18 protein-coding genes and 1 pseudogene are annotated in these 23280 nt (G+C 43.0%); 5 read left to right on the plus strand and 14 right to left on the minus strand.

Features of this window, described 5'->3' with window-relative positions:
• Positions 1–427: type II toxin-antitoxin system VapC family toxin (locus MICAI_RS06035; RefSeq protein WP_039899681.1), on the plus strand; the 427-nt coding region annotated here is incomplete at its 5' end.
• A 197-nt stretch (positions 428–624) separates the two neighbouring features.
• Here the strand turns inward: MICAI_RS06035 and ppsA are convergent.
• The 7 genes from ppsA to psb30 form a co-directional block, all read right to left on the minus strand.
• Positions 625–3066, minus strand: a complete 2442-nt coding sequence (gene ppsA / locus MICAI_RS06040; RefSeq protein WP_008199212.1) for a phosphoenolpyruvate synthase — start codon at positions 3064–3066, stop codon at positions 625–627.
• 367 nt (positions 3067–3433) lie between these two features.
• Positions 3434–3688, minus strand: a complete 255-nt coding sequence (locus tag MICAI_RS06045; RefSeq protein ID WP_008199215.1) for a UPF0175 family protein — start codon at positions 3686–3688, stop codon at positions 3434–3436.
• Between the two features lie 73 nt (positions 3689–3761).
• On the minus strand, positions 3762–5210 hold the full coding sequence (locus MICAI_RS06050) for a M16 family metallopeptidase (protein WP_008199217.1): 1449 nt from the start codon (positions 5208–5210) through the stop codon (positions 3762–3764).
• A 239-nt stretch (positions 5211–5449) separates the two neighbouring features.
• Complete coding sequence (locus MICAI_RS06055; RefSeq protein ID WP_008199218.1) at positions 5450–7006, minus strand: M16 family metallopeptidase; 1557 nt, start codon at positions 7004–7006, stop codon at positions 5450–5452.
• Positions 7007–7570: 564 nt separating this feature from the next.
• Entirely contained in the window at positions 7571–9007 is a 1437-nt protein-coding gene (locus MICAI_RS24895) for a hypothetical protein (RefSeq protein WP_008199220.1), read from the minus strand.
• A 10-nt stretch (positions 9008–9017) separates the two neighbouring features.
• A complete protein-coding gene (locus MICAI_RS06065; RefSeq protein WP_008199222.1) occupies positions 9018–11351 on the minus strand; it encodes an NACHT domain-containing protein in 2334 nt (777 codons plus the stop codon).
• A 251-nt stretch (positions 11352–11602) separates the two neighbouring features.
• Positions 11603–11722, minus strand: a complete 120-nt coding sequence (gene psb30, locus MICAI_RS23285; protein WP_002736367.1) for a photosystem II reaction center protein Ycf12/Psb30 — start codon at positions 11720–11722, stop codon at positions 11603–11605.
• A gap of 194 nt (positions 11723–11916) precedes the next feature.
• On the opposite strand from psb30, the gene MICAI_RS06070 reads away from it, so the two are divergent.
• The 4 genes from MICAI_RS06070 to arsC all read left to right on the plus strand — a co-directional run bounded on the left by MICAI_RS06070 (position 11917) and on the right by arsC (position 14605).
• Complete coding sequence (locus tag MICAI_RS06070) at positions 11917–12255, plus strand: ArsR/SmtB family transcription factor (RefSeq protein ID WP_002780506.1); 339 nt, start codon at positions 11917–11919, stop codon at positions 12253–12255.
• A 125-nt stretch (positions 12256–12380) separates the two neighbouring features.
• Positions 12381–13526, plus strand: a complete 1146-nt coding sequence (gene arsB, locus MICAI_RS06075; RefSeq protein ID WP_002737294.1) for an ACR3 family arsenite efflux transporter — start codon at positions 12381–12383, stop codon at positions 13524–13526.
• Positions 13527–13535: 9 nt separating this feature from the next.
• Positions 13536–14183, plus strand: coding sequence for an arsenical resistance protein ArsH (gene arsH, locus MICAI_RS06080; protein ID WP_008199229.1), 648 nt, complete (start codon positions 13536–13538; stop codon positions 14181–14183).
• Positions 14184–14206: 23 nt separating this feature from the next.
• Positions 14207–14605 (plus strand): arsenate reductase, glutathione/glutaredoxin type, encoded by a 399-nt coding sequence (gene arsC / locus MICAI_RS06085; RefSeq protein ID WP_008199231.1) that lies wholly within the window; start codon positions 14207–14209, stop codon positions 14603–14605.
• 177 nt (positions 14606–14782) lie between these two features.
• On the opposite strand, the gene MICAI_RS06090 is transcribed toward arsC, so the two are convergent.
• The 7 genes and pseudogenes from MICAI_RS06090 to MICAI_RS06120 form a co-directional block, all read right to left on the minus strand.
• Entirely contained in the window at positions 14783–15340 is a 558-nt protein-coding gene (locus tag MICAI_RS06090) for a PEP-CTERM sorting domain-containing protein (RefSeq protein ID WP_008199233.1), read from the minus strand.
• 470 nt (positions 15341–15810) lie between these two features.
• Complete coding sequence (locus tag MICAI_RS06095; RefSeq protein ID WP_008199235.1) at positions 15811–17142, minus strand: flotillin family protein; 1332 nt, start codon at positions 17140–17142, stop codon at positions 15811–15813.
• Between the two features lie 28 nt (positions 17143–17170).
• Entirely contained in the window at positions 17171–17512 is a 342-nt protein-coding gene (locus tag MICAI_RS06100) for a hypothetical protein (RefSeq protein ID WP_039899684.1), read from the minus strand.
• Positions 17513–17561: 49 nt separating this feature from the next.
• Positions 17562–18128 (minus strand): hypothetical protein, encoded by a 567-nt coding sequence (locus MICAI_RS06105; RefSeq protein ID WP_002784990.1) that lies wholly within the window; start codon positions 18126–18128, stop codon positions 17562–17564.
• A gap of 450 nt (positions 18129–18578) precedes the next feature.
• A pseudogene (locus tag MICAI_RS27770) lies at positions 18579–18752 on the minus strand (glycosyltransferase); the annotation flags it as partial.
• Between the two features lie 265 nt (positions 18753–19017).
• Entirely contained in the window at positions 19018–20265 is a 1248-nt protein-coding gene (trpB, locus tag MICAI_RS06115) for a tryptophan synthase subunit beta (RefSeq protein WP_008199242.1), read from the minus strand.
• A gap of 137 nt (positions 20266–20402) precedes the next feature.
• Positions 20403–22973 (minus strand): DUF3536 domain-containing protein, encoded by a 2571-nt coding sequence (locus MICAI_RS06120; RefSeq protein ID WP_008199243.1) that lies wholly within the window; start codon positions 22971–22973, stop codon positions 20403–20405.
• Between the last annotated feature and the right edge of the window lie 307 nt (positions 22974–23280).

Below are 23280 nucleotides of genomic sequence, written 5' to 3' on the forward strand. Positions count from 1 at the left end.
GAACCTAGAAGAGCCGAATATTTTACTGGCAGCAGAACAGGGATATATTGAACTCTATACATCGGCTTTTACCATGGCTGAAGTTGTTTATATTAAATCTCTAAAAGCGAAACGAGATTTATCTGATTTAGAGCAGGAAAATATTATTAACAACCTATTTTCTAATGAATGGATAAAGTTAGTAGGATTTGAACGAGAGACATCGGAAATCAATCGTTATCTGATTAGGAGTTATAAACTACAACCCTTTGATGCACTACATCTCGCTACAGCGATTAGGATGAAGCTTGATTATTTTGATACCGTAGATCAAAAATTAATTGATAAAGTTCCACAAGAGGTTAATTTTTCTCCCAATTATCCCAAAAAAGTTATTATACAAAAGCCATTTATCGAGGGTTTTCAACCTCCCTTACCATTTCTATGATTAAACTGATGATATAACGTTTCTCACACCTGTGAGGCACAGTTAAACCTTTGCTGATTAAGCTTTTCAACATCGATAATGTACCTCTTGCGAACAGGAAACGCTATATATAATAATTAGCAATTAAATAGACTCGATTAATATTGTCAACATACTAAGATAAAAAAAGGTGGGCAAGTCCCACCTTTATCACTAAACTATTGTCCTTGCTCCACTGCTGCCACCATCAATAAAGTCTTGAGGACAGAATCAGGATTAAGACTGATAGAATCGATGCCTAATTCCACTAAAAATTGAGCAAATTCGGGATAATCACTGGGAGCTTGACCACAGATACCGATTTTGCGATTTTGGGCTTTAGCGGTTTCAATGGCCATTTTCACCATGCGTTTAACTCCCTCATTCCGTTCATCAAAAAGATGGGCAACCAGGGCAGAATCCCGATCTAATCCTAAGGTTAATTGGGTCAAATCATTAGAACCGATCGAAAATCCGTCAAACACCTGAGCAAATTGGTCGGCAAGAATTACATTACTTGGTAACTCACACATCACATAAACTTGCAAACCATTAACCCCGCGTTCGAGACCATTTTTCGCCATTTCTTCGAGGACTCTCATCCCTTCTTCGGGGGTACGACAGAAAGGAATCATCGGAATCACATTAGTTAATCCCATTTCTTCCCGGACCATTTTCAGCGCCCGACATTCCAAAGCAAAAGCCTCGCGATAATTAGGATCAGTATAACGGGAAGCGCCGCGCCAACCGATCATCGGGTTTTCTTCCTTGGGTTCAAAGGGTTTGCCACCCAATAAATTAGCGTATTCATTGGATTTAAAATCGGACATCCGCACAATTACATCTTTGGGGTAGAATGCGGCTGCAATCATGGCAATTCCCCGGGCCAATTTATCGACGAAAAATTGGGGTTTATCCTCGTAGTGTTTGGTTAATTCGGCGATTTGGTCTTTTACGTCCCCTTCTTCCAGTTCGTGGAATTTCAGCAAGGCGCTGGGGTGGGCCTGAATATGGTTAGCGATAATAAACTCTAGACGTGCTAAACCAACTCCTTGGGCAGGAATATCGGCAAAAGCGAAGGCTTTTTCGGGATTACCGATATTCATCAGGATTTTTGTCCGAGTTTGGGGCAAATTGTCCAGGGGAGTTTCAATAATTTCAAAGGGTAGCAATCCGAGGTAAACTTTCCCCTCATCCCCTTCAGCACAGCAAACTGTGACTTCCTGACCAGTTTTAATCGTTTCCGTGGCATTATTGCAACCCACGATCGCCGGAATGCCCATTTCTCGCGCGATAATAGCGGCATGGCAAGTACGACCACCCTGATTAGTAACGATCGCGCTTGCTTGTTTCATAATCGGTTCCCAGTCGGGATCCGTGCGATTGGTGACGAGAACTTCTCCCGGTTTAAAGTTGTTGATTTTATCTACACTGAGGATGACTCTGGCTTTTCCTTGACCGATTGCCGCACCTACACTCCGTCCCACCGCTAAAACTTGACTTCTTTCTTTAATTTCGTAGGATTTAAGGATATTAGCTGCTTTTTGTGATTGTACGGTTTCTGGGCGAGCCTGAACGATAAACAGTTCTCCCGTGATCCCATCTTTTGCCCATTCGATATCCATGGGGGTGTAGGTTCCGCGTACTTGCGAGTAATGTTCCTCGATTTGGGTCGTCCAACGGGCTAAAGTGAGGATTTCTTGGTCGCTAATGCAGAATTGATCCTGTTCTAGCTTGTTAACTCGGATATTCTTGGTTAGACGCGATCCTCCATCATCGTAGATCATCTTGATGGCTTTACTGCCGAGGCGTTTGTCGAGGATGGGTTTGTAGCCGTTTTTAAGAGTGGGTTTAAAAACCAGATATTCGTCGGGGTTAACGGCACCTTGCACGACATTTTCCCCTAAACCGTAGGCTGCGGTGATTAAAGTGGCATTTTTGAACCCTGTTTCCGTATCGATGGAAAACATCACCCCGGAGGTGGCTAGATCTGAACGCACCATTTTTTGGACACCGACGGAAAGGGCGACGGAAAAGTGATCGAAACCGTTATGATGACGGTAGGAAATAGCGCGATCGGTGAATAAAGAGGCAAAACATTTATGGCAAGCTTCTAAAACTCCCCTCACCCCTTGCACGTTGAGGTAGGTTTCCTGTTGTCCAGCAAAACTCGCTTCTGGTAAGTCTTCGGCAGTGGCGCTCGATCGAACGGCCACATCAATGGAATGATAGAGATCATCGCCATAACGTTCACAGAGTCGGCGATAGGCAATAGCGATCGCATGACTTAAATCATCGGGGAACGGTGTATTGAGGATTAATGTGCGCGCTTGTTTACCTTTTTCTTGCAAGTTCTGCACATCATTTTCGTCTAAATCTTGGAAAATTTGTCTTAATTGTGCGTCTAGTCCGGCTTTTTCGACAAAGTGACGGTAAGCGTAAGCGGTGGTGGCGAATCCTGTGGGTACATTAATCCCTTTCGGGGTTAATTGTTGGATCATTTCGCCTAAGGAGGAGTTTTTCCCACCGACTAATCCCACATCTTTGCTGTCTACTTCTTCAAACCACAGAATTAATGCTTGTTCTCTAGAGGTTCTCGCAACATCTTGTAGTAGCATCATAAGTATTTTTACCTCTGTACTTTATACTTTCAGTTTAGCGACATACCATCTTCAAAAACCCTTGAGTTTGATATTTATTTACAAAACTATATAATAGCAAACTCAGCTACGATCACCCTATCTCTAAAGGGTTTAATTGTCTAGCTACTTAACACAAAAATTAATAAACTAATCAGGAGTCTCAACAGTAACTTTCCTCAATGATAGCCTTAGTTATCTCAAAATAGTTACAGCAGTTATCTCAATGGTGAGATAGGAAGTTTTCGTTTTGGGGAGTCGGTCGTCAGCAGTCAGGAGTCAATACCAAATTAGGTTAGACTTTTTTTTATGAGAAGGGCTGTAATTTAGCAATACGTCACCTTCAGTTTTAGGCATTTTCAAAGTCTGATAATAGTTCTTCTTCTGTTAAGTCAATCATCCCTACGCCAAAATCGGTCAATCTCAATAAAAAATTAACCCTATCCACTCCTAATAAATTGGCAGCCATACCGGACGAAATACGTTTCATCTCAAAGAGTTTTACTACCATAGCCCAGGTTGCTTCTCTCTCGAATTCCTCGCGGGTTTTTTGAAGAAAGTCGGGTAAATTTTCAGGATAATTGATTGTGAGTTGTAAAGTCATATCTCGTGCTATATTTATCTAATTTTTCTAGGTTGGATTTCACCTAGTTTAGCTCCATCCAACCTAGATTTATTTATAGTTGTGTAATGGTGACATCAACAGTTTTAACCGTAGTTCCCAAACTGGATAAAGGAGGTTGAATTTCCTGTTCATTACCCACTACTAGAGTCACAATTTGATTCGGTTGTAGATATTGTTGGGCCACTCGTTGAATATCGGCAATTGTCACCCCTTTTACCGCTTGTTGATAACGGAAGATAAAATCTTGGGGATAACCATAGTATTCATAGGTCATCAATCGCGATAAATTTTGAGCAGGTTTCTCAAACTTAAAAACAAAAGAATTGAGAATAGCATTTTTAGCATCTGCCAATTCTTTTGCGGTAACGGGTTGATTGCGAAGGCGCTCGATTTCGCCTAAAATTGCCTTAATAAAAGGTACGGTGGCATCGGTGCGAGTTTGACCTCCCGCAATAAATAAACCGGGATAATCATAACGACTATTCCAGATACCATAGACAGAATAAGCTAATCCTTGACGGGAACGTACTTCATTAAATAAACGACCACCAAAACCGCTTAAAATCTCATTTAATACCGTTAAAGCGGGATAGTCGGGACTATCCAAACGACCACCAAGATGACCTAATAAAACGCTACTCTGGGTTAATTGGGGTTGATTGACGACAAAGACACCTTGAAGATTTTTTTGGGTTGCCGAAGGGGTGACAATTTTAGTGGCAGTGGCGGGATTTTTCCAATCACCAAAAGTCTTATTGATTAATGCTTTCATCGACTGAGAATCAAAATCACCGACAATTCCTAAAATTATTTGGTCGGGACGGACATAGGTACGATAAAAATCGATTAAATCCTGACGGTCAATATTAGCTAAAGTGCTATATTCTACAGTACGAGCGTAGGGGCTACTATCACCATAGACTAGCTTTTTAAACTCCCGACTAGCAATATCACTGGGATCATCATTACGTCGAGCAATCGCTCCTTTTTCCTGAACTTTAGCTAATTCCACCCTCTGACTTTCAAAAGCTGGGGAACGCAAAACCTCAGCAAAGAGATTAAAAACTGCTTCTAAATCTTCACTAAGGGCGCTAAAACTAGCAGTTCCAGCGTTAAGATCGATCGAGGTTTCTACGAGGGCTGCTCTTTGTTCTAATAATTGATTTAAGACATTAGAAGGATGGTTTGCCGTGCCACCACTACGCAGCACGGTTCCAGTAATATCGGCTAATCCGACTTTTTCCCCCGGTTCTAATCTTCCTCCCGTCCGAATCATCGCCGTACCACTCACTAAAGGTAAGCTCCGATCCTCCACTAAATAAACCACCATACCATTATCTAGTTGATAGCGCTCGTATTGGGGAACTGTCACTTCAGGAAGAGGAGGAAAAGTTAAATCGGTAAAATGTCGCGGGGTTTGGGCAATTGCCGGGGAACGAAAAGCTAGGACACCTATCAGGGTGAGCAGGATTAAACCTAGCCATTGTAAGCGTTTTTTCATGATTATATTTATTTGAGGTTTTGGGTGTTAGGTTTTAGGTTTTAGGGTTTTAGGGTGTTGGGGTGTTGGGGTGTTAGGGTGTTGGGGTTTTAGGGTTTTAGGGTTTTAGCGTGTTGGGGTGTTAGGATGTTGGGGTGGTCACTGCGTGCGCGTTGCGGGGGGTGATGGGGTTTTAGTTGAAATTCCCCCACTTTCCCCACTTTCCCCACTTTCCCCACTTTCCCCATTTCCCCATCTATCTATTTCGGTAAAATTCGGCCAATAGTGCGATTTCCGGGGGTAAAAGTCTCTTTAGCCACTCGTTGAATATCAGCTGCCGTGACAGCATTATAAGCATCTAATTGGGCGAATAAATTACGCCAATCGCCGGTTTTTACCTCGTATTCAATCAAGGATCGCGCCATGCCCATGTTAGAATCAAGACCTCTTAATAGGGCTGCCCGTAGTTGATTTTTAACCCGTTCTAATTCCTGTTCCGAAACCGGTTCATTTTTCAATCTTTCCAACTCCAAATTTAAACCCTGCGCTACTTCCTCCAGGCTGACATTAGGAGCGCTGAGAGCATAGAATAACAGCAAATTCGGGTATTTATCCCCCGGAAAGCCGTTAAATCCCTGGGCAGCGAGGGCAAGTTGTTTGTCCTCCACTAAAGCTTTATACAGTCGCGAAGTTCTTCCTTCACTCATTAAAGTGGCAATAACCTCGTAAACCGCATGATCGGGATGATTGAGGGCGGGACGATGGTATCCTTCTAAATACCAAGGCTGCGAGTCTAATTTTAGGGTAATTTCCTTGGTTTTGGTTTGCTCCGGTTCCACTACCGTCACCTGGGGGGGTTTTGGTTTAGCGGGAAAACGACCAAAATAAACCTTAGCTAACTGTTTGACCTGTTCTGGGTCCACATCCCCGGCGATAGCTATGGTTAAATTACTGGCAGGATAAAATTTATCGAAAAAGTTTTGGATATCTGAGGGTTCCAGATTGCGAATATCTCGATCGTAGCCGATAACGGGACGTTTGTAGGGATGGACAGTATAAGCTTGATCGAGAAAAGCTTCGATTAATAGACCCAAGGGGCTATTATCCGTCCGCATCCGTCTTTCTTCTAGAATTACGTCTTTTTCTTTGTAAAATTCCCGTTGGAAGACCGGTTCTAAAAATCGTTCCGATTCCAAAGACATCCATAATTCCAATTTATTCGACGGGAAACTGTAAAAATAGCTAGTTGCATCGCTGGAAGTGGTGGCATTTAAACCGACTCCCCCCTGAGTTTCGACGATTTGCCCGTATTCGTTGCGTTGGACGAATTTCTCGGACTCTGCCTTCGCTTGTTGAAATTCTTCCGTTAATTTAGCCACTTCTGCGCTTTTACCTGCTTTTTTGGCCGCTTGCAGTTCTTTGTCTATAGCTTCAAGGCGATCGAGGACTTTTTTCTCGCTAAGATAATCGGTAGTACCGATGGTTTTTGTGCCTTTAAAGGCTAAATGTTCCAAAAAGTGAGCAACTCCTGTTTTACCGTCCGGTTCATCGGCACCTCCCACATCCGCATAGGTGACAAAGGAAATAACTGGGGCATCGCGATTTTCTAGGATAATAAATTTTAGTCCGTTATCGAGGCGAAATTCGGTAATTTTTTGTTGAAATTGCTTAAGGTAGGGGGTAATCGATTGTACATCGGCTGGTTCCTCTTTCGCTTGGGCAAGAAGGGGTGAGAAACTCCCAAAACTCCAAAACACAAGGAAAGCCACCCAGAAGCCGATTACAGCCCGATAATGGGGGTTATTTTTAATGATCATAGATAGTTTTATCAGGTATCGTGGGAGCGAGAGATCGATCGCTCTGTTCGATCTTAGCAGTCGATTGTTAGGAGAGGGGGAGTGGGAATTGTGAATTATGAATTATAAATGATGAATTGGGAAGTGGGGAAGTGGGGAAGTGGGGAAGTGGCAATGGGGGCTTTTCAGTAAACAGTAAACAGTTAAGCTAAGACGCATTTAAACCGCTTATTCTTAGATTAGCCGAACCTCCCCCAATCCCTTTACTGTTGCCTTTTGCCGTTCGGCTGAGCTCACGGCCGAAGCCTCTTGCCTTTTGCCTCGTCTCAACAAGCAATTTAAATTACGAACAGCTTAGGGACTTGCGTGGGAATAATATCCCAATCGATCGGAGGGCGCAAGCTTTGCGCCCCTACAGTAACGGATTTTGCCCACAATGTAGGGGCGAACTGCGTTCGCCCAAAAGGTACATTATCAAAGCGCAAGTCCCTTATCAGTTATCATTTCATTGTTTACTGTTCACTGTATCTCAACAGTAGAAGAATTTCTATAACATCGTCAAGTTTATTACTGTTTGGGCGACTATTACTGCCCATCTAAAACGCCTCTGAGGGGGTTGCGGGCTTTTTCTTCTAATTCTTTACCTCGCACCCAAAGGACAGTACAAAATCCGAAGATAACTAGCCAAAATAGGGATATTGATCGCCATTCCCAAGATAGGCGATGATACAGAGCAAAAGAGGTAAACCCAAATACAATGGGAAACCAACAAAACCAGGGAAAAGCTAATATCGACAAGAATCGCACCCATCCTAAATCTGTTTTTTCTTTAGCCAGATACCAAATTCCCAAACCATAGCCAATAGCCGCAACCCCAGCCCCAGCCACAGCGCAAGCCACAGCCACAGCCACATCCCCAGTCACAGCCAAAATCGCAGGCACACTCACAGCCGCAGCCACAGGCACACCCACAGGCACACCCACATCCCCAGCCCCAGCCGCAGCCACAGCCACAGCCACAGTCACAGTCACAGCCCAAGCCACAGCCACAACCCCAGCCACAGCCCCAGCCACAGCCCCAGCCCAAACCACAGCCCCAGCCCAAACCACAGCCACAGCCCCAACCCCAGCCAAAGCCCAAGTCAAAGCCCAACCCCCATTCCGAGCCACAACCCAAGCCACAGCCCCAGCCCCAACCACAGCCTCATACAAAGCTGTTATTCCTTCCCAAACTAGGTTTTTTCTGAGTAGTCGATACCATTCTCGGCAAAACGTCCAGGGTCCCAGTAAGCTCAATTGCATCAATAAAGTTGGCTCTGATAGCTCTGATTTTTCTTCTTTGGCCTTAAATTTTTGCCATAAAACTATTAAAAAAGACAAGACAACAACAATTGTGATTGCCATCAAGCCATTAACCCAACTTTTTGGCTGACTGTACATGATAGCGAATATTTCAATTACAGATGCAAGAGAAAGCAAGAAGACAACAGTTAAAACAATTAGATATTCTCGGCCTTTTTTAAACTGATATTCTATCTTTTCAAAAAGATTGCGCCAGTCGTTTCTTGTGGGTAGGCGGTAGTTGATTAAGCGAAACAGTAAGGCAAATTTTAATTCAGGTGTCAGACTATTAAATAAATATAACCAACGCTGCTTTGGAGTGATTTTACTTAAAACTCGATCAACAAACTCTATTTTATTGTCTAAATTTTCAACTGTAACTGATTCCAATTCATTTTTTAAAGAACTTAATTGAGTCAGATTAATTTCATCTTGTAACTGAATCGCACATAAAGGAATGACTAACCGAGGATCGACTTCAAAAGTGATTTTAGGAATATCATCAGCAGAGCTTTCAATAATTGCAGCAGCAACTTTCTTGACAGTAGCAGAGAACTGAAAATTGCTTGAATTTTCAAAAGGTTGCCAAATCCAATTTAAGTCCGTTTCGATTACCTCTTGTGGCTGGCGCTTTTGTTTGACGGCTCGATTTTTTAGTCGGCGAATGAATCTGAATAGCATTAGTTTTCCTTCATGATAGAGTGCGATTGCGTTCAGCTTGACTATCTTCTAACTCCTTCAACAGTGCTGCAAGTCGAAAACTTACTTTTCCGCTTAAGTTCGGATCTTCCTGCAATCTTGCAAGTGCCTCAGCCGCTTCTGGTATGGCAATTTTAACTAGATCATCCATTGCTTCTATAGAGCCTTTTCGAGCTAAAGATTCTAGTTGATTGACTGCTAAACCTCCCATTCTGATTAACGCTTCTCGCACTTCTATAAAATGGGGTTGATTGGGATCATAGTAAATAACTAATTTTTCTACTGCTTGAGGTAAATTAGTGGCGGATAAGGCTTGAGCCGCTGCTTTTTGGCTGGCTGAATTATCTAAACTAGCAACTAAAAAATCAAATAATGCTTTCCCTCTAGGACGAAAATCAGCCGCGACTGAGCCAAAAGCACTACAAATTGATTCATCGGTTCTCAATTGTGTTTTAAAATAATCTATAATCTCCTGAGCAACTTCTGGTGTTACTTCTTGAGCATCTGCTAAACATTCAAATGCTGTCAGTGCATCTTGTTGATATACCGCCGCAATTAAATCCGTACTACTGTTGTCTGGCAATCCACACCATAACTTAACAATTTCTAGCCAGTCGCTAGGAGCATTTTGCCATTTTTGAATTAATTCATCTTGTCTGTTTGTTAAAGCTGCTGCTACGAAATATTCTTGTAGAGTGAGATGAGGAAAATAATAACGCTGTCCGCCATCAATGCGAAGCAATAATCCACTGCGTTTGACGATTTCATCAACGATAGAATTAGCATCTTTAGCCTCTAGATTTAATGAAGGTAAGACTTGTTTAACTTGTTCCCATACTTCGGAATCAAGAAGACTGCGGCGATCTTGCTGTTGTCGATTAGCACTATTCTGAGCATAGAGTGCTAAATGTTGCAGAACTCGCCGCTTGTTGACACCCCTATATTGATTATCAATATTTCTTTCTTGATCGCGCAATTCTAATAAAACATCAGTAGCTTTAGTGTAAAATTCGGCCCGCGAATGAGGTAAAACGAAGGGAGTATCAGTATAAAGATAGGCGATGATTGTTAACAGTAGGGGATTCCGCGCCAGTGCCATAATTTTTGGTCTAGCTCGCAAGGTTTGAATCAATTGTTCTACTGATTTCTCTGGCGGCATTTCCGACTTCCACGCTTGCAAAAAGCGGCGCATTTGTTGGTCACTAAATTCGTCAATCTCTAAAGTTTCCTCGGTATTATCGACAAACTCATTATGATAAACAGCCGTCCGACAGGTAATAATTACTCGACATTTTTTATACTTTTCTAATTCTAAAAAGTCCTTAAGACACCGAACAACAGAAGAGCGAACGCCACTACTAACCTCATCTAACCCATCTAAAAGCAGCAGCAAACGTCCGTCTTTTAAACCTTGAGAGATGAAACGATTAGCTTTGGGAAAATTATGGCGATCGCAAACTTCTACTAAATGTTGTTCTAACTTTTCTACTGTCAAATTAGCCTCATTAAGGCGGTTCAATTCTAGTAAAATTGGCACGGGACGATCCGATAAATTTTTGAATCGTCCTTCTGAATAGGAAAGTGCTAGATATTTTAATAACATGGACTTCCCCGAACCAGGCGCACCTTTAACCACTAAGCGGCGGTATTTTTGCACCGCATTTTCTGCTTCAATCAAAGAGCGATCGCTCGCTTTAAAAGCTTTTAAAGAAACATAAATCTCCCGCATTTCTAGGGGACGATGAGGACGAAAAGGTATATTAAGTTTTTGATATTTATCAATTAATGCTTGTCGATACTTTTTAAGAGCAATATTTTCAAATAATGGTGTTCCAGCAAAGGTTTTATAAATCCATTTACTAATCGCATCTAAAGACTGATTGAGCCATTTTTTTAAGGTATCACTAATAACAGTCCCCAAAATACCACCCAAAACAAGAATAACAAGCACAGGTATCCAGGCAGGATATTTATTACTATCATATTGTTGTTCATAGATATCCCATAATTCATCCTGTGGAAAACAAGAAGCTTGAGAATTTACCTCTTTATACAAATTTAAAATATCACCAATTGTCTTTTTCTTTTTATCAGTATTGAAAAAATTCCACTGGTCAGCTTTTGCATCTTGTTTTGCCCGATTTTGAATATCTCCCCTAAGTTGGTTACAGGGATTAGGTGCAGGAAGCTTTTGAGTAAAAACAGGCAAAATTGTCCCCCACGCGACTGAAATTGCCAGCCCTAGGACAAAAATCATCAATAACTGCTGCTTTTTCCAGTGAATAAACTTCATTGTCTGTACCGTTTCTTTGCCTTTTTCCCACATCCTGGCTACCAATATAACACTGATTCATACAGTATAGGCTACATATAAGGAGAGGCACTCATGCACGAGGGGGAATAAATAATCAGTTTTTAATAACCAGATTCAGCATGATAACTGAAAACTCACATCTGATAACTGATGACTGATAACTGATAACTGATGACTGATGACTGACTTTTAGACAAAAAATCTCTCCCTAAAGAGGAGAGAAGTCAAAAAAAGCACGAATAACAATGGGGGGGAGGCGATTTTTATAGGTCGCCACCACGAAAAGCTAGTAGGAAAATGACAAAGGGGCCAGCTAACATGATTAGCGCCACGAAGGTGAGTTGAAAAATGGGTTCTAAATTGAGAGCCGCAAATAATTCCATGATGTCTCCTAACCTGTTTACAATGATTTAAAAGGCTAATCTGGTCAAAACCATTGTCTCTGGTCAAAACCATTGTCTATCATACAGGGGATGATTCGCTGGTTTTCCTGATTCGATACAAAAATACATAAAGTTTTGTTGCAATTCTGAATTTTCCCGCTTTCCTATTTCCTTCCCACCGAGGGACTATCTCAATGTTCAACTCTCTGACCACATCTCCCGACTCGTTAACCCAGATTTATACTGGTTTTCAGGCACTCTCGGATCCCCTACGGCTGCAAATTTTGCAACTGTTGCGACATCAGGAATTATGCGTCTGTGAATTGCGCGATCATCTCGATATCGCCCAATCTAAATTATCTTTTCACCTAAAAACGCTAAAAGAAGCCAATTTAGTCCGCAGTCGTCAAGAGGGTCGTTGGATCTACTACAGCCTAAATCTATCTCAATTTCTTCTCCTAGAAGAATATCTATCGGAATATCGTCGTTTTAGTTCCCTCGTCCCCGCTCGTTTCTGCGAGGAAAATCAGTAACCAATCAAGATTTTTAGAAATATTAAAGCTTTATAACTAGCTTTTCCTCTTGACATATCAACTTTTTTTGAAATAATAAAGGTGGATTACCCAATCTCCCATTATTCCCTTTCCACCTTTGTGCGATGACTAATCAAATCAATCCTAAAGCCGCCAAAGCTGGCGGTAGCCTTAGTATTTTTGAAAAATACCTTACCCTTTGGGTTATTTTCTGTATTTTGGCGGGAATTGCCCTCGGTCGGTCATTTCCGGACGTAGCGCGGACTTTAGATGCCATGAGTATCTATAACGTTTCTATTCCGATCGCCATCTGTCTTTTCTTCATGATGTATCCGATCATGGTTAAGATCGACTTTTCTCAGGCTCTCCGGGCTGCCCGTACTCCCAAACCAGTTATTTTAACTTTAGTGGTTAATTGGCTGATCAAACCCTTTACCATGGTGGCGCTGGCTCAATTTTTTCTCGGCTGGCTGTTTCTGCCTTGGTTGAGTCAAACGGAGATTATCCGAGGACAGACGGTAAGTTTAGCTAGTTCCTACACTGCTGGAGCTATTTTACTAGGAATTGCTCCCTGTACGGCCATGGTCTTGATGTGGGGCTATCTTTCCTACAGTAACCAGGGTCATACCCTAATTATGGTAGCAGTCAATTCCCTAGCGATGCTTTTTCTCTACGCTCCTCTAGGTAAATGGTTACTGGCAGCTAATAATTTTGTAGTCCCCTGGCAGACCATTGTTTTTTCTGTGTTAATCTACGTTGGTTTACCGCTTATTGCTGGTATCTATAGCCGTCACTGGATTTTTAAACATAAAGGACGCGCCTGGTTTGAATCGCGTTTTCTTCACTATCTCAGTCCTGTGGCAATCACTGCTTTATTGTTAACCTTAATCCTCCTCTTTGCTTTCAAAGGCGATTTAATTGTTAGTAATCCCCTGCATATTTTCCTGATTGCTATTCCCCTCTTTATTCAAACTAATCTGATTTTTTTACTTAGTTATGTGGCCGCTCTCAAACTCAATTTAGTTTACGAAGATGCGGCTCCCGCTGCTTTAATTGGTGCTAGTAATCATTTTGAGGTAGCGATCGCCACTGCGGTGATGTTATTCGGATTGAATTCGGGGGCTGCTTTAGCGACAGTAGTGGGAGTATTGATTGAAGTACCTGTGATGTTAATGTTGGTAGAATTCTGTAAAAAAACCGCCTTTTGGTTTCCCAGAGACCCAGAAAAAGCCACCCTTCTTGATCCTCGTTGCTTGAGTTCTTACAAATAATTATTCACCATGATCCAATCGACTCACAAACCGAGAATTCTTTTTCTGTATGGCTCTTTACGGGAACGTTCCTACAGTCGTTTATTAGCAGAAGAAGCGGCCAGAATTATCACTGAATATGGGGCAGAAGTGCGCTTTTTTGATCCTCGTGAATTGCCGATTTATGGCAGTGTTCCCGATACTCATGCCAAGGTGCAAGAATTACGAGAATTAAGTCAATGGTCTGAGGGTCAAGTCTGGTCATCTCCTGAACTTCACGGCAATATTAGCGGCATTATCAAAAACCAAATTGATTGGATTCCCTTAAGTATTGGTGCGGTTAGACCTACCCAAGGACGCACTTTAGCAGTCATGCAAGTAAGCGGAGGTTCCCAATCTTTTAACGCAGTTAACACTCTGCGAATTCTTGGTCGTTGGATGCGAATGTTTACTATTCCTAATCAATCTTCGGTGGCTAAAGCTTATCAGGAGTTTAACGAGGATGGCACGATGAAAGATTCCCCCTATCGAGATCGAGTTATTGATGTGATGGAGGAACTTTATAAGTTTACCATTCTCCTGCGAGATCAGGTAGATTATCTGACCGATCGCTATAGTGAAAGGAAGGAAAAAGCCGCCCAAGAAATAGCCACAATTGCCCATAAAGCTATTAATTAAATCAATTTCTAGGAGTTAAAATCATGAAAAAAGTCATGTTTGCCTGTAGAAAAAATTCCTGTCGCTCCCAAATCGCCGAAGGTTTTGCTAAAACTTTAGGTGCGGGTAAAATTGCTGTCACCAGTTCTGGATTGGAAGCGGCCAAAGTCCACCCCGGAGCAATCGAAGTTATGGGGGAAATTGGTATCGATATTACTGACCAAACTTCCAAATCAATTAGGGATTTTAATCCCGAAGATTACGATGCCGTTATCTCCCTATGTGGTTGCGGTGTCAATCTGCCGGAAGGATGGGTTTTACAGGAAATTTTCGAGGATTGGTTAATTGATGATCCCGATGGTCAACCCATGGAAACTTTTCGCCGAGTTCGCGATGAAATTAAGGCTAAAGTTGTCGGATTAATTGAACAGTTAAGTAGGTAGGTGTTAAAAGTTGTCAGACACCCCCCTTGATAAGTAGGGTTGATTCATGAATCAACCCTACTATGAATCAACCCTACTATGAATCAACCCTACTATGAATCAACCCTACTATGAATCAACCCTACTATGAGTCAACCCCACCTTGATAAGGAGGGCAGGGGGATCAGTCGGTCAAAATTACCCTTCCAGTTTCCGGCCTTTGCACAATAAACCCACCCCCGCAACGGAGAGTAAACCGAGAACCGTCGCCGGTTCGGGAACAGGAACAGGAGAGTAGGTTAGGGTTGTACTATTGAGATCGACGACACCACTGAATGGTCCTACTCCTGGGAGATTGAATAGATTCCCGTAGCTGCCGGTATCGAAATTTAGAGTCAAAACGTTGCTCAACCCTCCGAAACCATCCGCAGCGAAAAATGAACTCGCGGTAATCTCCCCGCCACTGACCGTAAAACTATTACCGAGTACACCAGTAAAATTCGCCAGAACATCAAAGGGGAGTGTGTAGCCCAGAGCGGCGGGAGCGGAAGTCACGATGACCGAAGTGGCGGCCAAATTTGTTCCATCTCCGTCTGGTAGGGTGAGCGTCCCCTGTACGGTTCCGGAGACTGGGCTTTCCACGTTACTGAAGGAGAAGTTAAAGATTGCGGCGCTGGCAACCGGTGCGAGGGTGGCGGTGGCTACCGTGGCGAGGGCGACGGTTAGAGGTTTGTTGAAGGATTTTTTTAGGGACATATTCTGACTTGAATTTGTTTAAAATCTGCCCAAATCTTACCCCCCCCCGATTTTGTCAAGGTTTTTGTTATTTATATTTATTATGCTTTATCTAGCTATTGATTACTCGATTGGGGATTGAGGGGGATCTGCCAAGAGAGCGGCGAAGGGATGGGCTTTTCTGGGGTGCGGGGGGTTATAGTTGCCATGATCAAAGAAATACTCTAGCCGCCGATCGCTCTTTTCATTGGCCGAAGACAAACAGAATAATTAGCAATAAAACGATAAGTAGGGCTTGCTGAATAAATCTAAAAACCTTGTTGGATAAAACTTTTAGACCTTTTTGAAATCCAAAAGTGCCTCGTCTGGGAGTGATCAGGGGGAAAATTCAGGTACTTTTTCCCTGAAAATTAGGTAATTGAGCAGATGAAAATCGGTAAAACCCCACACCCCAGACCCTACCCCCACCGAAAAACTTTTTGCCGCAAACCCTATTTATCAATTTTATTGGTGAGAGTTCCGACCACATCAATACCGAGGGTTTGATGGACACTGGCGAGGAATTGATTGACGATTTCGGGATAGACTTTGATCAGGGTAGCCAGGGATTTACCATCACCATTATCAACAATATTAACTCGCTCGAGGTGTAATCGTCTAGGAATTTTGATCGCCTCCTCTAGGATAGTTTCTAACTGTTGAATCAAGAAAATTGCCTCTGCTTCGCTGCCAGTGTTTTGCCAAACTTCTGCAAATAATTCGTTAACCAAGGCTTCAGCTTTAGCATTTTCTTCAAAAATTGCCGCTTCTCCTCTAGCGCGGAAAGTTTCGGCTTCCTGCTGCGCTTCTGCGGGTAAAACTTTATCTGCTTGGAGACGTAATCTTTCCAATTCTGCCCTAACCTGTTGCAATTTTTCCTCAACTATAGCACGTTTTTCCTTAGCGGCGGCGATAGTTATTTCTTCTTCCGATTTAGCCTGTTGTTCCAGTTTGGCCTTTAACTTTCTCAATTCGTTTTCTTGCTCTAAAATGATAATTTGATCGCGGGTTTTAGCCACGGTGGCCTGTTCCTCACATTCCGCAACTATTTGTTCAGCTTCATTGAGGGCATTTGATTCGGCAATTTCAGCATCACGCATGACTAAAGCGATTCTTTCCCGTCCGAGGGAGTTAAGATAATCCACTTCATCGGCAACATTTTGAATTTTGAGAGTATCAATTTCTAAACCGAGTTTAAACAGGTCTTGACTGACGTTACTGGTAATACTTTCGGCAAATTTTAGGCGATCTTCGTTCACTTGTTCGGGGGTCATTGTTGCGACTACACCCCGCAAGTTTCCTTCTAAAGTTTCTTTAGCTACGCGAATAATTTCTTCTCGATCTCGATCTAAAAAACGTTCGATCGCATTGCCGACTATTTCAGGTTTAGAACTAACTTTCACGTTAGCAATTGCCACTATATTCAGGGGAATGTTGCCCTTAGAATAGGCATTTTTAATCTCAATTCTGATCGGGGTTGTGGTGACATCCATGCGTTTAACGGTTTCTAAAATTGGAATACGAATCGCCCGCCCCCCCGATAGCACTCGATAACCCGCATCTTGTCTATCTCTTGATCGGCGTTTCATCCCACTCAGGATGACTACTTCATTGGGTTTACAAATACACAAAAAAGAATTGATAAACCAAATCGCACCGATCCCCAGAAATATCAATAAAGCAATGGGAACACTATTCAATAATAAATTGCCAGCAGTGTTATTATTGTTGTCGTATTGATTGGGATTGATTTGGATAAGATAGGAATTATTTTGACTATTCATAGTTAGTTACCCTTTGGTCTAGAAGAAATTAAAAATCGCCCCTGATATACTTTTCCGCAATGACTAAAACTTTATTGTCTCGGCAACTGAGAATAAATGCTTGATCACCGACATTAAATTGTTCTTGCCCTTCCGTTATCGCTACTACATCGATCAGACTATCCCCGACATTAACTCGCACTTTCCCCTTGCTATTTTTATCGAAGGGGATGTGAACAACTGCGATTAAACCGATGAGAGAGTGATAATCGACAATACTATTTACCTGTTGGTTGCGGCGTCTTAACTTGACTAAAATTAGGAGTAGAATGGCCAAACCAATACCTACCCCTAAAGAAATTAAAATGATTGTGAGCAGTTGATCATTCATAAGTTTAGTCATTTACCGTTATGGTTGCCCCCAATCTAATTACTGTTAACTAATTCGAGACTTCGGCCATTTCAATTACGCGATCAGCATTATCTTTGACCAAAAAATTTAAAGGTTTATTGCGACGAACTTTATACTTTAAGCGTCGTGATTCCACCCGCATGAGAATTTGTTCTAAACAATCGTGATCAAAACAAACGTGACGATGACGATCCTTATAACCCGCGGTTGCCCCAGCAACGATGTGCAGTTGAGTATTTTTCTTTAACTGATACCATAAACCCTGGGGTTGATCTCCCAAAGAAGGGTTGGCAGTAGTCACAGCCGGATTACTAGACATATAAAATGGGTCAATCATATTATTGCCCATCGTCTGCTCATAATTGTAATAGTAATGGAGGGGGACATCGGCCGTGGGTAAATTTAAAAGTCCTTCATAAAATTGTCGGGCTGTCTCCAAATCTGTCACCATGATTGTATGAACTTTTGGGGCGCTAGTTAGAAACATCCACATGGCTAAAGCATAAGCGGCCAGAAGCATAACCATAATCCCCTGGGTGGACAGGAGAGTATCAAGGGGTAGGAAAGCGCCGAAGAAAAGATGATTTATCAACACTGATGTGATCCTATTGCCTAAGAATTGTCTATCACTCCCTAATTATAATCACGACGCTGAAACTTAAGTTAACAGGGTGGGGAGTGACCAAGTTCCGTACATTTGTATTAAAATGCTCCCTACCCAGTTTAAATGATGAGGCAAGAACCTCCCCTTGCCCCCCCGACGTCGGGGGGGCAAGGGGGGGGAGATGCAGCTAATCTCAGGATAGGTGGTTAAAATAGGTCTTAGCCGAGAATTTAGCTCAAATTCTCCTCCTGGGATCAATAAATGATGGGATGATGACATTGCAGCCAAAAATATGAGGAATTAGCGGAGATGAAAGCGTATATTGGGAATAGAGCCATCCCTAGAAAAGTGAGCTACTGTTATGAATTCTTTTGCACTTCCCGTCTTTCTGCAATCAGGTTTAACCCTACTGGCGTTTTTAGTGCTGATTATCCTGATGGCCTAAATCTTCATCTGTCTGTGACTTCGATCGAACAGGGGACGATCGATAGCGCAGGCTAGATTTTCATAGACGGTTAGCAGCTGGCCAGCGATCGCTGACCAACTGTATTGATTTAAGACTAAATCCCTGGCATTTTTCCCCCTTTGTTGGCGAATTTCCGGGTTAGTCAGGGCAACGGTTCAAAACGAATATCAAATTTAGATGCACAATAGCTTATCCCTCTGATTGATCAGTTATCAGTAAACAGTAAGCAGTTATCAGTGAGAAGATGGGGAGTGGGTAGCATTTTTATTGCTCAGTAAATAGTAATCGGTCAAAAGTAAAAAAACAGCAAGAAACCGTCATTTAATAAGTAGGTCAGCCCCCCCTTATTAAGGGGGCCAGGGGGGGATCACTTAATACTAAAATCTGATAAATGCTCACTGAAAAGGCTAAAGGTTAACCATTCATCGATAAATATTTAGCCACCGATTGCACATCTTTATCACCCCGTCCAGAGAAATTAATAACAATGTGAGGACTACCGGTTACTTGCGGACAAAGAGTTTCTAAATAAGCTAAAGCGTGGGCAGTTTCTAGGGCCGGAATAATCCCTTCTAAACGGGAAACTCGTTGAAAAGCTTCTAATGCTTCCTTGTCCGTGACACTGTAATATTCAGCGCGACCACTATCTTTTAAAAAGCTATGTTCTGGCCCGACTCCGGGATAATCTAACCCCGCACTAATGGAGTGAGCCTCGATAACTTGACCTTCGTTATCTTGTAATAAATAACTCATGGCCCCATGTAGAACCCCCGGTTGACCTTGGGTTAGGGTGGCGGCGTGTTTTCCAGAAGCGATACTTTCCCCGGCGGCCTCCACACCAATTAAACGCACGCCAGCTTCTTTAACAAACTCATGAAATAAACCCATAGCATTAGAACCACCGCCCACACAAGCGAGGAGAATATCCGGTAAACCGCCCCATTTTTCCAGACTTTGCTGACGGGTTTCTTGACCGATAACCGCATGAAAATCGCGCACCATCATCGGATAGGGATGGGGACCGGCCACAGAACCGAGGATGTAGTGAGTGGTTTCCACATTAGTTACCCAGTCGCGAATCGCTTCCGAGGTGGCATCTTTCAGGGTTCCCGTCCCGGCGGCCACGGGTTGCACCGTCGCGCCAAGCAGTCTCATGCGGAAAACATTGAGTTCTTGGCGTTCCATGTCGTGAATTCCCATATAAATCACGCATTCTAGACCAAAACGAGCGCAAACCGTAGCGGTGGCCACGCCGTGCTGTCCTGCTCCAGTTTCGGCGATAATTCGCTTTTTACCCATGCGTTTGGCTAATAAAACCTGACCAAGGGCGTTATTAATCTTGTGGGCCCCGGTATGGTTTAAATCTTCCCGTTTTAGGTAAATTTGCGCCCCAGTACCGTCAGCTTTGGCATAATGGGCGGTGAGACGTTCGGCAAAATATAAGGGACTAGGTCTGCCGACGTAATCCTTGAGCAGTTGATTTAATTCTTCTTGAAAATCGGGGTCGTCCTTATACTGATTATAGGCCGTTTCTAGTTCACTTAAGGCTGGCATCAGGGTTTCTGGGACGTATTTGCCCCCGTAGCGTCCAAAACGCCCAAAAGCATCGGGATACTGGGTTACTGTGCTGGCTGAGGCGGTATAAATCGGCGTGATAGTCATGTAAACCTTCGATGAGAGACTTATGATCCATTATAAATCTAAGGGTTTAGTCTCTGGGTTAACCTGAGTTTCGGGGCAATCATCGCCTAACCTACCCAATAATCAAAGGGTGAGCATTGCCCACCCTTTGACTGATTTTACAGCCAAATACTCACATCAACTTTTAACACCTGTCCTAATAGTAATAACCATTTTAATTGAGTCATCGGCCAGGGACAGGCAGCATCTATGGAATTGGACTGCAAAGAATTAGGAACTAGACGCTCGTGGAAATAATAATAGTATAATTCCTGAGAGCGATCAAGGGATAATCCTAGGTTTAATTGTTGGCTAACTTCAATTAAACGGGTGATTAGGCGAGTATCCTCCTCCGCAGTTAAAGGATCGCCATCGTGTAATAATTTCCCAAGAGATTGCCAGAGCAAACTTTCTAAGGTTTGACGCGCTTCGGGAATATTTAATTGACAGTGTAAATGATTGGCTTCCTTAGCAATAGCCAATAATTGATCGAGATTATTTTCCGTCGCTTGCCGCTGCTCAAAATCTTTTTCTAGGGCATTAATCACCTGTAAACAACGGTGAGAAATGGCAATATCGGCCGCTACCTGTAACTCTTGAGGTACGGGCAGATCATCCCGTTGGAAAGCCGCTAAAATGCCGTAATTATCCCGATAAACTTGGGTGTATAATTGATCGAGACGTTTTTTAGTTTCGGCTGTCACCTTCTGCATAATCCGGTGTCTTTCATCGGCAAAAAGATGGGGTAAAGCAAAAAAGTTTTCTCCCAATCCGCGCCCCATTTCTACGATCATGGTTGAGACACTGGCCTGTTGTAAAGATTCAAAGAGATGGTCCTTAAGATTGGTATAGATTAACCGACCGTTAAAAGGTTGAATGCAGCAGTAAAAATCCCAACCTCCTAAATGTAGAACAGCAAAGACAAAATGTTCACTTTCTTGGGTAATTTCCGAGGTTAATTCCACCTGTCCCACCGCTAAAGTTAAAGACCCGATCGCTTGTTTTTGATAATCTAATTGACGGGCATTGTAACAATAAATCCGATGATGACTGGGATAATCGGTAAATAGGGAACTAATAGCGTAATGGGCCGCCACCTGTTCCAAATCCACCCGCGCAGAAGTGACCAATTGTCGATAGACATCAGCCCCATCTTGATATAACTTAACGTTACTGGGGGCGAAAGCTAGACGACTGAGGAAATTCATTTCTAATTGAATTCCAGCTACTTCTCCAGCTAATTCCAGGGCCCGGCCAGCATATCTCAAAATTTGCGTGCCTTCAGGTCGAGAAATTTCCTCAAAAAACCAGCCACAACTGGTAAACATTAATAAAGCCTGTCTTTGCATTTCTAATAAACGCAAAGCATCGATTTTCTCGCTTTTACTCAGGTTGCGACTTTGATGCAAAGCGAGGAAATGTTCGATCGCGTCTGGGGAGCGATCTAAAATAACGGCAATGTAGTCATCCCTTGTCTGCCAAGGATCCCGGAAAAATTCCTGTCCCTGAATCTCATAAACCTTAATCAACTCATCTCTGAGCCAATTTAGGGACTCCCGTAGGGGTTTACGCCATTTTTGCTGGTAATTTCCCCCTCCCCCGCAACCACAGTCATCCTGCCAACGATTTACGCCATGGACACAACTCCATGCGGTCACGGGTTTTAATTCCACTTCCCAAGTGGGGGGGCAAATACTGAGATAATGGGCAAAATTGGTGACTGTCCAGCCGTTTTTAGGGAAAGATTCCGTAAAAGCATAGCTAAGACACTTCTCTGTCCCCTGTTTGTGGTGGCCGAAGGTTTCCCCATCGGTAGCGACGCTGATTAACTGGGAGGGACGATGATCCCCTTTAATTGCCTGTCCCAGACGACCGACGAGAAAATCACTGCTGGCTAGGACATCATTAAAGCCCATATCGCGAGAAATTGGGCCATCGTAGAAGAAAATATCCAAATAACGACCATCGGGGATGTAACAGCGATAGGGACGGGTGGGATCGATTTGACCTCCGGCCACCGCGTGCCATTGGGGATGGGGATCATGGTCGCTAGGGAAAGGACGACAGCGCAGGGCCTGGGAAGGGGCTAAAATGGTGAATTTAATCCCTTCATCGATTAAAGCTGTCACTGTGGCTAAATCAATGGCTGTTTCCGCTAACCACATTCCTTCGGGATCACGGCCGAAACGATGCTGAAAATCGGCTTTTCCCCAGCGAATTTGGGTGTATTTGTCCTGTTTGTTGGCTAGGGGCAGAATGATATGATTATAGACCTGGGCGATGGCGTTACCATGACCGTTTAAGCGTTGACAACTTTTTTGGTCTGCTGTCAGGATGCGTTGATAAACTTCGGGATCATGGTATTGCATCCATGACATTAGGGTGGCCCCGATGTTAAAGCTGAGATATTCGTAGTTATTGACTATTTTGATTACTTCCCCCCGGTCATTGTAAATGCGTGCAAAAGCATTGGCACGATAACACTCGTGATGGATGCGTTCATTCCAATTATGGAAGGGATGGGCGCTCGGTTGCCGTTCAATTCTGTCTAGATAGGGATTTTCTCGCGGTGGTTGGTAAAAATGTCCGTGAACCGTGATATAAACTCCGTGGGCGGTTTTCAGGGGATCGACCCCCGTATCGGTATAGGAATAAAAGGTTGTAGAAGGATGTTCAACAAGATAAGTCATGGAAATGCCTAGAAAATCGTTTTTTTTTGAGCGAAAATAGCTGTAGAATGTGGCGACCTGATGTTTAAAAAAACTGAAAACTGGGCCATTTTTCACGGCCTTGGGGTCACAATATCACATTTTATTTTCCTAGCAAAGCTAAGGTTAACAATTCGCAACTTCTCTATACACAGCACCAAGTAGGGTCTGCTGAAAAAGCTTTTCGTGGGTGTGGGGTGTCGGTTTTTAAGGGTGTTAGGGATATGCTGAAAATAAATCCGGTTATTAAAGACTGATTATTTATTCCCCCTTTGGCTCTTCTAGGTTC

Origin of the sequence: Microcystis sp. T1-4 (assembly GCF_000297435.1) — a bacterium.
Taxonomy (GTDB): Bacteria; Cyanobacteriota; Cyanobacteriia; order Cyanobacteriales; family Microcystaceae; genus Microcystis.

Excerpts from the sequence above, each read along its gene's own strand:
- MICAI_RS06095 (WP_008199235.1), bottom strand. The coding sequence starts at position 17,142 with ATGAATAGTCAAAATAATTCCTATCTTATCCAAATCAATCCCAATCAA.
- MICAI_RS06050 (WP_008199217.1), bottom strand. The coding sequence starts at position 5,210 with ATGAAAAAACGCTTACAATGGCTAGGTTTAATCCTGCTCACCCTGATA.
- arsB (WP_002737294.1), top strand. The coding sequence starts at position 12,381 with ATGACTAATCAAATCAATCCTAAAGCCGCCAAAGCTGGCGGTAGCCTT.
- arsH (WP_008199229.1), top strand. The coding sequence starts at position 13,536 with ATGATCCAATCGACTCACAAACCGAGAATTCTTTTTCTGTATGGCTCT.
- MICAI_RS06120 (WP_008199243.1), bottom strand. The coding sequence starts at position 22,973 with ATGACTTATCTTGTTGAACATCCTTCTACAACCTTTTATTCCTATACC.
- MICAI_RS06070 (WP_002780506.1), top strand. The coding sequence starts at position 11,917 with ATGTTCAACTCTCTGACCACATCTCCCGACTCGTTAACCCAGATTTAT.
- MICAI_RS06065 (WP_008199222.1), bottom strand. The coding sequence starts at position 11,351 with ATGTGGGAAAAAGGCAAAGAAACGGTACAGACAATGAAGTTTATTCAC.
- MICAI_RS06055 (WP_008199218.1), bottom strand. The coding sequence starts at position 7,006 with ATGATCATTAAAAATAACCCCCATTATCGGGCTGTAATCGGCTTCTGG.
- MICAI_RS24895 (WP_008199220.1), bottom strand. The coding sequence starts at position 9,007 with ATGCTATTCAGATTCATTCGCCGACTAAAAAATCGAGCCGTCAAACAA.
- arsC (WP_008199231.1), top strand. The coding sequence starts at position 14,207 with ATGAAAAAAGTCATGTTTGCCTGTAGAAAAAATTCCTGTCGCTCCCAA.
- ppsA (WP_008199212.1), bottom strand. The coding sequence starts at position 3,066 with ATGATGCTACTACAAGATGTTGCGAGAACCTCTAGAGAACAAGCATTA.
- trpB (WP_008199242.1), bottom strand. The coding sequence starts at position 20,265 with ATGACTATCACGCCGATTTATACCGCCTCAGCCAGCACAGTAACCCAG.
- MICAI_RS06100 (WP_039899684.1), bottom strand. The coding sequence starts at position 17,512 with ATGAATGATCAACTGCTCACAATCATTTTAATTTCTTTAGGGGTAGGT.
- psb30 (WP_002736367.1), bottom strand. The coding sequence starts at position 11,722 with ATGGAATTATTTGCGGCTCTCAATTTAGAACCCATTTTTCAACTCACC.
- MICAI_RS06090 (WP_008199233.1), bottom strand. The coding sequence starts at position 15,340 with ATGTCCCTAAAAAAATCCTTCAACAAACCTCTAACCGTCGCCCTCGCC.
- MICAI_RS06045 (WP_008199215.1), bottom strand. The coding sequence starts at position 3,688 with ATGACTTTACAACTCACAATCAATTATCCTGAAAATTTACCCGACTTT.